Source organism: Kumtagia ephedrae (assembly GCF_003012745.1).
GTDB classification, from domain to species: Bacteria; Pseudomonadota; Alphaproteobacteria; order Rhizobiales; family Rhizobiaceae; genus Kumtagia; species Kumtagia ephedrae.
This window is the reverse complement of the sequence record NZ_PXYK01000006.1, coordinates 251,745-262,937: the sequence shown is the minus strand read 5'-3', so window position 1 is coordinate 262,937 and position 11,193 is coordinate 251,745. Positions and strand designations below refer to the sequence as shown.

Below are 11,193 nucleotides of genomic sequence, written 5' to 3'. Positions count from 1 at the left end.
GCATCCGGCTGCATTTCCTGCCCGCCTACGCGCCCAACCTCAACGCCATCGAGCGGCTGTGGAAACTCATGCACGAGCACGTCACCCACAACCGCTATCATGACAGCTTCCGCGCCTTCGCCGAGGCCATCATGCGCTTCTTCAAGTCCACATTGCCGAAGAACTGGAAATCCTTCCGCGACACCGTCAACGACAATTTCCACATCGTCAGACCCGAGGCTTTTCGGGTCGTCGGGTAGGCGGGGTATTACTAAAGAGGCTCGGCCCAGCGCCCCGCTTCCCGACTTCTCCCTCCGCGGCAGGGAATGCCCTTCGACAACGGCCAGGGCCGCAAGGCAGCGTGGCGAGGATGGAGGCTGGCTGTTGAAGACGGTCTTGTCTCAATCTTCGTGAGGACCGTCGCACAGCCTCCAAACTATCATGCATCATGCATCATGCCTTGACATCTGCGCATCGCGCCTGTTATTGCCGACCTCGATTTCGACGCCATGCGCGCGGTCGATCATGCATCCTCCCATCCCCACAGGAGAAAACTGATGCCATCACCGAGCAGCGGCGGTGCCGGATCGAGATCCAACAGCTTCGCGCCTGCGCCGGAGACGGTCGCCATGCTGAAGGAGCGGGCGCGCTTCATCCGCCTGGAGACCGTACGCCTCATAGACATCGCCAAGACCGGGCACTACACCTCGGTGTTCTCGGCGGCCGAGATTTTCGCCGCCCTCTATTACGACGTCATGCGGCTCAGGCGCGGCGAGCCCGGCTGGCCGTCGCGCGACCGCTTCACCATCGGCAAGGGCCACGCCGCCGTTGGCCTGTTCCCCATCTACGCCGATCTCGGATTCTTCCCGGCGGAATGGCTCGACAACTACACCCGCCTCGGCAGCCCGCTCGGCGACCATCCCGACATGCGCAAGGTGCCGGGCGTCGACTTCTCCTCCGGCTCGATCGGTCATGCGCTTTCCAACGGCCTCGGCATGGTGCTCGCCCAGCGCTGGACCGGCGAGGACTACAAGGTCTTCTGCATGATGGGTGACGGCGAGATGCAGGAGGGCCAGGTCTGGGAGGCCGCCATCGGCGCGGCCCAGCACAAGGCGAGGAACCTGATCGCCATCGTTGACCGCAACGGCTACCAGCTCGACGGCAAGGTCGACGACGTCATGAACATCGAGCCGCTCGACGACAAGTGGCGCGCCTTCGGCTGGGAGGTGCATGTGGTCGACGGCCACGACGTCGCCGAGACGACCGAGCTGCTGCGCCGGGTCCGCGCCGACGACGAGCGCGCGAAACCCTGCTGCATCATTGCGAAAACCGTCAAGGGCAAGGGCGTCTCCTATATGGAGACCGAGCCCGGCTGGCACCTCGGCTATCTCGACCCGTCCGACGCCGAAGCGGCGATCGCCGAAATCAAGTCCCGGGAGATTTGAGCATGACCGGTCCGCTTTCCCCCAATTCCTGGCAGTACCGCGGTCTCAACGCCGCCAATCCCGGCCTCGACCACCTGTCCAACGGTCTCATCGAGCTGGTCAAGGCCGGCCACAACGTGGTCGCCGGCTCGGCCGACCTGCAATATTCCAACGGCTTGAACCGCTTCGCCGCCGCCTATCCCGACCGCTACGTCTCCTTCGGCATCTCCGAGCAGAACATGGTGAGTGCGGCCGCCGGCATGGCGAGCTGCGGCGTCGTGCCTTTCGTCGCCACCTTCGCCTCCTTCATGGCCCTGCTCGCCTGCGAGCAGATCCGCATGGACGTCGCCTATTCGGCGCAGCCGGTGCGCCTCATCGGCCATCACACCGGCATCTCGCTCGGCTTCTACGGCACCTCCCACCACGCCACCGAGGACATCGCGACGATGCGCTCCATCGCCGATCTCGCCGTGGTCTCGCCGGCTGACGGCGCGCAGCTCGAGGCGGTGATCCGCGCCTCCGCCGGCTACGACCGGCCGATCTATGTCCGCATCGGCCGCGGCCGCGACCCCGTCGTCTACGCGGGCGGCGCCAGCTTCGCCTTCGGCAAGGCGCACGAACACCTCAAGGGCGACGAGCTGACCATCATCGCCTGCGGCATGGCCGTCCACGGCGCCATCGAGGCGGCCAGGGCGATGAACGCCGAGGGCCGTTCCGTCGGCGTCATCGACATGGCTTCGATCAAGCCGATCGACCGCGACGCCATCCTTTCCGCCGCCGCGCGGACGAAGAAGATGATGACGGTCGAGGAGCACAACGTGCTCGGCGGCCTCGGCGCGGCGGTGGCCGAGGTGCTCACCGACGAGGGCGCCGGCGTCAAGCTCAAGCGCCACGGCATCTACGACGAGTTCAGCCTGATCGCCCCGCCGACGCATCTCTACGCCCATTACAGGCTCGACGGCGCCGGCATACGCAGCGTCGCGGAGGAATTCTTGCGGTCGTGAGCGGGCACCGCTTCGCCCCCGGCGGCAGCGGCGAAAATCTCGACCGCCTCTACGCCACCTCGATGAAGGAGGCGCCGGAGCCCGGCATCGTCGAACCGGTCCCGCTCGCCGGCTCGCTCTTCGTCCGCTACCGCGGCTGGGCACTCGATGTGCCGGTCGGCCGGCCGGGCGGGCATACTGACAGGCCGATCGCGCGTGATGTAGGGTCTGTCGAAACAAAGGATCCCATTACATGCATGGCAAGCCGCTTTCCCGCGCCAACCTCTCGACGCAGCTCTACGAGGATCTGCGCCAGGGGCTGATGGACGGGCATTTCAAGCCCGGCCAGCGGCTCACCATCGCCGCCTTCGCCGAGCAGTACGGCACCAGCATCACGCCGGTGCGCGAGGCGATCTCGCGGCTCGCCAGCGAGCGGGCGCTGGAGGTCCGCGCCGCCACCTCGATCGTCGTGCCGAAGCTGACGCCGCGCGACCTGCGCGAGATCGTCGCCATCCGCGTCGAGCTCGAGGGCATGGCCGCCTACCGCGTCGCCGAGATCGTGACGCAGCAGCAGGTCGAGGAATTCGAGGCGCTCAACGACACCTTCACCCGCGCCGCGCACGATCCCGAACTCGCCAGCCGTGCCAATCGCGACTTCCATTTCCGCATCCTCAGGCTCGCCGGCATGCCTTATGTCGAGGCCATCTGCGAGAGCATGTGGACGCTGATGGGGCCGTTCCTGCGCACCTTCCACGAGGAGATCCCGGTCCGCCAGCTCACCGGCCGCAACCACAAGCATTTCCAGTTCCTCGACGCGATCAAGGCGCGCGATCCGGCCGCCGCCAAGCATGCCATGCAGGAGGATATCCGCTGGAGCGACGTGCTGGTCACGGCACAGGAGAAGGCCGACGCCGAAAAGGGCAAGGGCGAGCAGCAGGCCGTCTGACGAAGAGGGTTCGGGAAATCAACATCGATTTTCCGTGGGAGGCCCTCGGTTTTCGGTGGAAAGCGAGAGCTTTTCTCGTCCAAAGCGATACAAATCCGGACTGCTCGACCCGCTTTTCGGCGCTGTTTCCCAGGAGCGGAACTGCTGCTGCGTCCTGCGATCTCTCTGACCGGGCGATTTGTGTGACCATGCCGAAACCCGAACCGTCGCTCACACCTCCGGAATGTTCTCCTTCAGGATGAGGTGCAGCCGCGGCGGGTGACCTTCATAGGGCAGGCCGCGCACGGCATGGGTGAGCAGATTCAGCGCCTCGCGCGCCTCGACGCGCGGGTTCTGGTCGATCACCGCGTCCAGCGTGCCGTCGAGCAGGAGCCGCTTGGTCCCTTCCGTCAGCTCGTGCCCGAGGAACACCACCGACCGCTCCAGGCCGCGCTCGCGCAGGGCGCGGGCGACGCCCTGGTTGCCGGCGCCGATGTTGTAGATGCCGGCGAGGTCGTCGTGGCGGTCGAGCAGGGCGGCGGCCTCGACATAGGCGCGCTCGCGGTCGTCCAGCATCTCGCGCAGCTCGACGATCGACAGGTTCGGGAACTCCTCGCCGAGCACGTGCCGGAACCCCATCTCGCGCTCCTGATGACCGCGATAGGAGAGGGAGCCGGCGAACATCGCCACCTTGCGCGGCGCGCTGCCGCCGAGCAGCCGCCCGAGCACATAGCCGGCGAGGCGGCCGGCCTGGCGGTTGTCGATGCCGACATAGGCGATGCGCGGCACATGCAGCACGTCGGTGGCCAGCGTGACCACCTTGACGTCGCTGGCCGACAGGGAGCGGATCGCCTCGCGCACCGTCGGATGGTCGAGCGCGATCAGCCCGACGCCGCGCGTCCTGCCCTCCAGATCGTGCAGGGTCCGCGCGAGCGTGTCGGGATTGAACCCCTCGATCGAACTGATGTGGACGTCGAGCTCCTGCCTTGCAGCGCCCTGCAGCGCCAGCTGGTCGCGCAGCATCCGGATGAAGGTGTTGGTGCCTTCGGGCAGGACGAAGTCGAGGCGGATCGTCTCGGACGGGCCGAGATCGGAGACGTCGCGATCCCCGGCGATATAGCCCAGTCTTCGCGCCGTCTCGTACACGATCTCGCGGGTGCGCTCGCGCACGCCCGGCCGGTTGTTGAGCACGCGGTCGACCGTGGCGGCCGAAACGCCGGCTTCGCGTGCGATGTCGATAAGGGTCGAGCGCATGCTAGGAGAAATCCCGTGAATTTGCGGGGCCGAACGGGGACAACTTCATCCTCCGGATGAAAGCCGCTGACTGCGATTCTGATGGGAAATGATGTATCTCATGCTGGCGCGGCAACAAGCCGGCGCGGCATGTTTCCTCAGCCTTGTCACGGATGCGCATCTCGATCCGTCGAAGAGAGGCATCAAAACCCATCATGACGGCGAACGCTTACGGCGCGGAAGATCGTAGATTTTGCATGAGTTTCCCTCCTAAGCGACAGATATGATGATTTTTGATTTGAACTGATGTTGACAGCCTCATCGCCTCGCGTCAATGTGCATCAAGCTGGTGCCGGAGGTTCCAGAGGGGAGGAAATCAATGTCGAACATCATGCGCATGTCGCGCCGCGGTCTGCTCGCGTCCGGAGGAAAAGCCGTCCTGTTTGCCGGCGCGGTCGGAATCGCACCGAAATTCATCCGTCCGAGCCGCGCCTTCGCGGCCGATGCGCTTGCCGCCGGCATGATCGGCGGCCCGACGGGCTTCGAGGGAGCCGAGCGCTACCAGTATGGCGCCGACACGCCGGAAGGACGCGCCGTCGAGGCGGCCAAGGCGATGAAGGCGGCGGGCGTCGACAGGATCGTTCTCGGCCTGTCCGACGGTTCGATCGGCCAGCTCACGCAGCCCTTCCCGGCCGGCGCGCCGTCGATCAAGGACCTGTGGGAGAAGGAGACCGGCATCGCGCTGGACATCGTCGGCGTCCCCAACGGCCAGGAATTCACCAAGACCATGCAGGACATCTCCACCAAGGGTGGGGCCTACGACATCTATGCGGTGGAGTGGAACCGCCTTGGCGACCTCGCCGAAACCGGCGGCATCCTCAAGCTCGACGACTTCGTCGCCAAGCACAGGCCGGAATGGGACAATCCCGAGAACGGCTATGTCGGCGGCGCCAAGGGCGTGTCGCTGCTCAACCAGTATCGCGGCTCCACCTATGGCGTGTCGCTCGACGGCGACTTCCAGACCTGGGTCTACCGCACCGACCTGTTCAACGACGAGGCGGAGAAGAAGGCGTTCAAGGACAAGCACGGCTACGACCTGGCGCCGCCGCGGACCTGGAAACAGCTCGACGAGATATCGCTGTTCTTCCATCGCCCGGACAAGAACATGCTGGGCTCCACCGACATCCGCAACCAGGGCTGGGGCTACACCAACTGGTACCAGCGCTACGTCTCGATGGGCTCGCCCAACCAGTTCCTGTTCGACGACACCGGCAAGGCGCTGATCAATTCCGAGGCCGGCATCGCCGCCACCAAGGAATATGTGGACTCGCTCGCCTACAAGTCCCCGGACGCGATTTCCTGGGGCTGGCCGGAGCAGTACGGCAACTTCGCCAAGGGCGGCGCGGCGATGACCTGCGCCTTCTCCAACCTGCCGAAATTCCTCGACAATGCGGCGAACAAGGATTCGGCCGTCACCGGCAAGATCGGCTCGATGCTGCCGCCTGGCCGCGAGGTCGACGGCAAGCTGGTCAGCCGCTCGGTGCTGTGGCTGAACCTGTCGGCCTCGGTATCGTCGCAGGCGAAGAACCCGGAGGCCTGCTACCTCTTCCTGCAATGGCTCGGCTCGGCCCGCATCTATGCCTGGATGACGGCCAATCCCGGCGGCTATTTCGATCCGTTCCGCCTGTCGGATTTCTCCGATCCGCTGGTGCGCCAGACCTACCACGCCTACCACATGGACGTGGTGCGCGAGACGGTGGCCCGCACCGTGCCGACCATCAACTATCCCGGCGCCACCGCCTTCCACAACGCGCTCGACGAGAACCTTGTGGCTGCACTTACCAAGACGAAGACGCCCGAGCAGGCGATGGCCGACACCGAGCGGGAGTGGACCCGCATCGCGCGCCGCACCGGCGAGGACAAGCTGCTCGAGGCGATCAAGACCAACAAGGAGGCATGGCCCACGGTGCTCGACCCGGTGAGCTGATCCTCCCAAGCAAGCCGGACGGGAGGGACGCTCGGCGCCCCTCCCGGCACCTTCAGCCAGCAATGCATCGATCGTAATGAACCGTTCCCTGTCCTTCGAGCTGTTCCGCTACGCCGCGATCCTTCTCGCGCTGGCGCTGACGCTGATCCCCATCCTGTGGATGGCGTCGATGGCGTTCAAGCCGATCGGCGAATGGTCGGCGACCGGCGCGGACCTCACCTGGTGGCCGAAGGAACCGACGCTTTCCAACTTCCGCTTCATCTTCGGCGAGTCGGATTCAAGCCTGATCGTGGCGCTCGACCGGTCGGCGGCGAAGCCGATCCTGTCCTCGCTGCTGTCGGCGACATTCGGCACGCTGATCGCCATGATCGCCGGCACAGCCGCCGCCTACGGCCTGTCGCGCTTCGGCTCCGGCCAGAACCTGCCGCTGGCGCTCACGCAGCTCCGGCTGTTCCCGCCCATGGCGGTGATGATCCCGGTCATGATCATGTGGGCCTTCCTCAATCTCACCGACACCTGGTGGGGGCTGGCGCTGGTCTACGGCATCGTCACGCTGCCCTTCGCCTTCTGGCTGATGAAGACTTTCTTCGACGACATGCCGCGCGAGATCGAGGAGGCCGGCCTGGTCGAGGGCTGCTCGCGCTGGCGCGTGTTCACCAGGATCACCCTGCCGATGATGCGCCCCCCGCTGGCGAGTGCTGCGCTCTTCGTCTTCATCCTCAACTGGTCGGACTATCTGATCGCGCTGCTTCTGACGACGCGCGAATGGGTGACGGTGCCCGTCTACATGGCCTCGCTGTCGTCCTCCATGACCGGCCAGCTCTACGGCGCCAAGGCCGCGCTCGGCCTGATCGCCGCCGTGCCGCCGGTCATCATGGGCATCGCCATCCAGCGCCACTTGGTGCGCGGCCTCACCTTCGGGGCGCTGAAGCAATGAGTGGTCTTGTGGCTCGGTTGACCCCCACCCCTAACCACTCCCCACAAGGGGGAGGGGGAACCGGAAGCGCTGGCGCCAAGTTCCCCTCCCCCTTGTGGGGAGGGGTTAGGGGTGGGGGTATCGTGCGCACAAGGTTGAACCCATGAGCGCGACCACTGTTCCAGCAAGCGGCGCGATCACGGCAGTGGAAGCCGCACACAACAAGCCCTCTCCCGATTCCGAATCCACCCGGCTCGGCTTCCGCCTGACCCTGCCGGCGCAAATCCTGGTGCTCTTCATCGCCGTCTTCCCGCTGCTGATGCAGCTCTACATCAGCCTGACCGACTGGTCGCCGCTGTCGGGCATCGGCTGGTGGAGCGCCTGGGAGCTGTGGAACGGCTTTGCCAACTATTCCGACCTCGTCTCGGACAACCGGCTGTGGGGCGCGCTGTGGCGCACCTTCGTGGTGATGATCGTCTGCGTGCCCGTCGAATTCCTGCTCGGGCTGGCGCTGGCGACGCTGTTCGCCGACGATTTTCCGGGCAAGCGGCTGTTCTATTCGATCCTGCTGATGCCGATGATGGTGGTGCCGGCGGTGGCCGGTTACATGTTCTTCATGCTGTTCCAGTCGGGTGGGCCGGTGAACGACATCTTGTCGACGCTGACCGGCACGCGCATCGCCATCGCCTGGCTCTCCGATCCGACGCTGGCGCTGGTCGCGGTGATGATCGCCGACATCTGGCAGTGGACGCCGCTGATGTTCCTGATCCTGCTCGCCGGCCTGGTCGGCGTGCCGCAGGACCAGATCAAGGCGGCGACGCTGCTCGGCGCCAATGCCTGGCAGCGCTTCCTCACCATCGTGCTGCCGAAGATGAAGACGATCATCATCATCGCGCTCGCCATCCGCGTGATCGAGAACTTCAAGATCTTCGACACGCTCTACATCATGACCGGCGGCGGTCCGGGCGTCGCCACCGAGACGATCTCCGTCTACATCTACAAGGTCACCACGCAGGACCTGATCTGGGGCTATGTCGCGGCGATCGCGCTGGCCATCCTGATCGTGCTTTCCTTCGCCACCGTCTTCGCCATGAAGCGCATGGCGGCGGCACGGGAGGCGCGGGCATGAGCGCGATCCACCTGCACAACCTGGTCAAGAAATTCGGCGACTTCACCGCGCTGAAGACCATGGATCTCACCATCGAGGACGGCGAGTTCGTGGCGCTGCTGGGGCCGTCGGGCTGCGGCAAGTCGACGACCATGAACATGATCGCCGGCATGGAGCAGCCGACCGAGGGCCGCATCCTGTTCGGCGAGCGCGACATGGCCGGCGTGCCGATGGGGCGCCGCGGCGTCGGCTTCGTGTTCCAGAACTATGCCATCTTCACCCATATGACGGTCCGCCAGAATCTTGCCTACGGGCCGCGCATGCATGGTACGCCGAAGGCGGAGGTCGACCGCCGCGTCGGCGCCATCGCCGAGCTGCTGCAGCTCACGCCGCTGCTCGACCGCCGCGCCGACCGCCTGTCGGTCAACATCCTGCAGCGCGTGGCGATCGGCCGCTCGGCCATCCTTGAGCCGGCGATCTTCCTGCTCGACGAGCCGCTGTCGAATGTCGACGCCGCCTTCCGCGCCGTGATGCGCACGGAACTGAAACACCTGCAGCGGCAGTTCCGGCAGACGATGGTCTATGTCACCCACGACCAGCTCGAGGCAATGACCATGGCCGACCGTATCGCGGTGATGGATCACGGCGTGCTGCAGCAGGTCGGCACGCCGATCGAGGTCTACAACAACCCGGCCAACGTCTTCGTGGCGAAATTCATCGGCTCGCCGGGCATGAACCTGCTGCCGGGGCGGCCGGCGGAAAGCGACCGCGGGCTGGTGATCGACCTCGGACCGCTGGGCGCCACCGCGCCGCTTCCGGACCGCCTGGCGCACGTCCTGCGCGGTAGTTCGGGCGAGGTGCTGTTCGGCTTCCGCCCGGAACAGGCGACGCTGGCCGCAGAGGGCAGGGGCATCGCCGCGCCGGTCACCGCTGTGGAGCGCATCGGCGCCCGCACCATCGTGCATCTCGGCAGCGGCGAGCAGGCGATGAAGGTCGTGCTGGACAACGACCAGCGCGCGGATCTGGACGGTTCGGCGGTGGTCAGCCCCGACATGAATGCGGTGCGTATCTTTGACCGCACGAGCGGCAGGGCGTTGGGGGGCGCCTTTCAATGAACAGCTTCGAGCGTTTCTGCAGTCCCTCATCCGCCTGCCGGCACCTTCTCCCCGTATACGGCGGGGATAAACGCCGGCGGTCGGCACCTCATACCCCCACCCCTAACCCCTCCCCACAAGGGGGAGGGGGACTTCGCGCCCGCTATGCAGCGCAAAACCGTCGACCATTGCCGCTCAGCGAAGATGCAGCCAAGTCCCCCTCCCCCTTGTGGGGAGGGGTTAGGGGTGGGGGTAACTCCATATGCAATTGCCTTTCGGTAAACGGGGAGAAGGCCGCTGGCGTCCCTGCTTTCGCAAATCGCCGGTGTTGGGGATTGGCGAAATCCGAGATGCCAGCCACTCTCTCCCCGTTTACGGGGAGAGATGCCCGGCAGGGCAGTGAGGGGCGGCGCAAACAGCCAAACGTCCGATCGACGCAGCAGATCGGAGCTCGGCATGGCTGAGATCGCCTTCCGCAACGTGACGAAACGTTATGGCGACACGATCGCTGTGGCCGATGCGTCCTTCACCGTAGAGGACAACGAGTTCTTCTGCTTCTTCGGGCCGCCGCTGTCGGGCAAGTCGACGATCCTGCGCTTGATCCTCGGCCTGGAGACGCCGGATTCCGGCGAGATCCTGATCGACGGCCGTCCCGTCAACCGCGTGCCGCCGGCGGCACGCAACATCGCCATGGTGTTCCAGAATCTCGCGCTGTTCCCGCATATGAGCGCGCGCGACAACATCCGCTTCCCGCTGGTCGAGCGCAAGGCGCCGCCGGCGCAGATCGAGCGCAAACTGGCCGAGGTCGCGGAGAAGCTGCATATCGGCCATATCCTGCACAAGCCGCCGGCGCAGCTTTCCGGCGGCGAGCGGCAGCGCGTGGCGATCGCCCGGGCGCTGGTGCGCGATCCCGTCGCCTATCTGATGGACGACCCGATCTCGGCACTCGACGCGCGGCTGCGCGAGGAGACCCGGGTGGAGCTGAAGCGCATCCAGCGCGAGCTCGGCAAGACGCTGATCTACGTGACGCACGACCAGGAGGAGGCGATGTCGGTCGCCGACCGCATGGCCATCCTGGAGGGCGGCGCCATCCGCCAGGTCGGCACGCCACTCGACATCTACGACCGTCCGGCCAGCGTCTATATCGCGCGCCTGCTCGGCTCGCCGATGATGAATATTCTGCCGACCGAGGCCAGCGCCGGCGCCATGCGCGTGGCCGACGGCGCCATCGCGATTTCCGGGCTCGCCGCAGACGCGGAGGTGATCGAAATCGGCCTGCGCCCCGAGGACATCAAGGTCGCGCCCTGGGCGGACGGCGCGTCCGGCGTGCCGGCGCGCGTCTACGAGGTCGAGCCGCTCGGCGGCTACACGGTGGTGACGGTCGATGCCGGCGCGGCGCGGGTGCGGGCGCTGCTGCGCGGCCAGCCGGACATCCGGCCGGAGGCGAGGGTGGCTCTGTCCTGCGAAGCCGCCCGCGTCCACCGCTTTTCGCGCGACGGTGCTGCGCTGCGCCCGGGTGGGCAGGGATGACAGGGAGGATTGAG

Annotated in this window: 10 protein-coding genes; 9 read left to right on the top strand and 1 reads right to left on the bottom strand. The window is 66.1% G+C overall.

From position 1 onward, the window contains the following. From C7I84_RS08770 to C7I84_RS08755, 4 genes are all read left to right on the top strand, one after another. The coding region (locus C7I84_RS08770; RefSeq protein WP_207770980.1) for a transposase at positions 1 to 239 on the top strand (239 nt) is incomplete at its 5' end. A 297-nt stretch (positions 240 to 536) separates the two neighbouring features. Beyond that, complete coding sequence (locus C7I84_RS08765; RefSeq protein ID WP_106771778.1) at positions 537 to 1,424, top strand: transketolase; 888 nt, start codon at positions 537 to 539, stop codon at positions 1,422 to 1,424. 2 nt (positions 1,425 to 1,426) lie between these two features. Further along, a complete protein-coding gene (locus C7I84_RS08760; RefSeq protein ID WP_106771777.1) occupies positions 1,427 to 2,407 on the top strand; it encodes a transketolase family protein in 981 nt (326 codons plus the stop codon). Positions 2,408 to 2,639: 232 nt separating this feature from the next. Further along, the gene (locus C7I84_RS08755) at positions 2,640 to 3,332 is read left to right on the top strand and encodes a GntR family transcriptional regulator (RefSeq protein WP_106771776.1); all 693 of its coding nucleotides are present in this window, start codon (positions 2,640 to 2,642) and stop codon (positions 3,330 to 3,332) included. 210 nt (positions 3,333 to 3,542) lie between these two features. Here the strand turns inward: C7I84_RS08755 and C7I84_RS08750 are convergent, their stop codons facing one another. Beyond that, a complete protein-coding gene (locus C7I84_RS08750) occupies positions 3,543 to 4,565 on the bottom strand; it encodes a LacI family DNA-binding transcriptional regulator (protein WP_106771775.1) in 1,023 nt (340 codons plus the stop codon). A 358-nt stretch (positions 4,566 to 4,923) separates the two neighbouring features. Here C7I84_RS08750 and C7I84_RS08745 point away from each other — a divergent pair, with 358 nt between their 5' ends. The 5 genes from C7I84_RS08745 (at position 4,924) to C7I84_RS08725 (ending at position 11,179) form a co-directional block, all read left to right on the top strand. Further along, positions 4,924 to 6,531, top strand: coding sequence for an extracellular solute-binding protein (locus tag C7I84_RS08745; RefSeq protein WP_106771774.1), 1,608 nt, complete (start codon positions 4,924 to 4,926; stop codon positions 6,529 to 6,531). A 76-nt stretch (positions 6,532 to 6,607) separates the two neighbouring features. Further along, entirely contained in the window at positions 6,608 to 7,468 is an 861-nt protein-coding gene (locus tag C7I84_RS08740) for a carbohydrate ABC transporter permease (RefSeq protein ID WP_106771773.1), read from the top strand. A 142-nt stretch (positions 7,469 to 7,610) separates the two neighbouring features. Next, on the top strand, positions 7,611 to 8,576 hold the full coding sequence (locus tag C7I84_RS08735) for a carbohydrate ABC transporter permease (protein WP_245428363.1): 966 nt from the start codon (positions 7,611 to 7,613) through the stop codon (positions 8,574 to 8,576). Further along, on the top strand, positions 8,573 to 9,670 hold the full coding sequence (locus tag C7I84_RS08730; protein ID WP_106771771.1) for an ABC transporter ATP-binding protein: 1,098 nt from the start codon (positions 8,573 to 8,575) through the stop codon (positions 9,668 to 9,670). The genes C7I84_RS08735 and C7I84_RS08730 overlap by 4 nt, the downstream gene beginning before the upstream one ends. A 435-nt stretch (positions 9,671 to 10,105) precedes the next feature. Beyond that, entirely contained in the window at positions 10,106 to 11,179 is a 1,074-nt protein-coding gene (locus C7I84_RS08725; protein WP_106771770.1) for an ABC transporter ATP-binding protein, read from the top strand. Positions 11,180 to 11,193: the final 14 nt, after the last annotated feature.

Coding starts and splice junctions, on each gene's coding strand:
- C7I84_RS08765 (WP_106771778.1), top strand. CDS start 537: ATGCCATCACCGAGCAGCGGCGGTGCCGGATCGAGATCCAACAGCTTC.
- C7I84_RS08760 (WP_106771777.1), top strand. CDS start 1,427: ATGACCGGTCCGCTTTCCCCCAATTCCTGGCAGTACCGCGGTCTCAAC.
- C7I84_RS08755 (WP_106771776.1), top strand. CDS start 2,640: ATGCATGGCAAGCCGCTTTCCCGCGCCAACCTCTCGACGCAGCTCTAC.
- C7I84_RS08750 (WP_106771775.1), bottom strand. CDS start 4,565: ATGCGCTCGACCCTTATCGACATCGCACGCGAAGCCGGCGTTTCGGCC.
- C7I84_RS08745 (WP_106771774.1), top strand. CDS start 4,924: ATGTCGAACATCATGCGCATGTCGCGCCGCGGTCTGCTCGCGTCCGGA.
- C7I84_RS08740 (WP_106771773.1), top strand. CDS start 6,608: ATGAACCGTTCCCTGTCCTTCGAGCTGTTCCGCTACGCCGCGATCCTT.
- C7I84_RS08735 (WP_245428363.1), top strand. CDS start 7,611: ATGAGCGCGACCACTGTTCCAGCAAGCGGCGCGATCACGGCAGTGGAA.
- C7I84_RS08730 (WP_106771771.1), top strand. CDS start 8,573: ATGAGCGCGATCCACCTGCACAACCTGGTCAAGAAATTCGGCGACTTC.
- C7I84_RS08725 (WP_106771770.1), top strand. CDS start 10,106: ATGGCTGAGATCGCCTTCCGCAACGTGACGAAACGTTATGGCGACACG.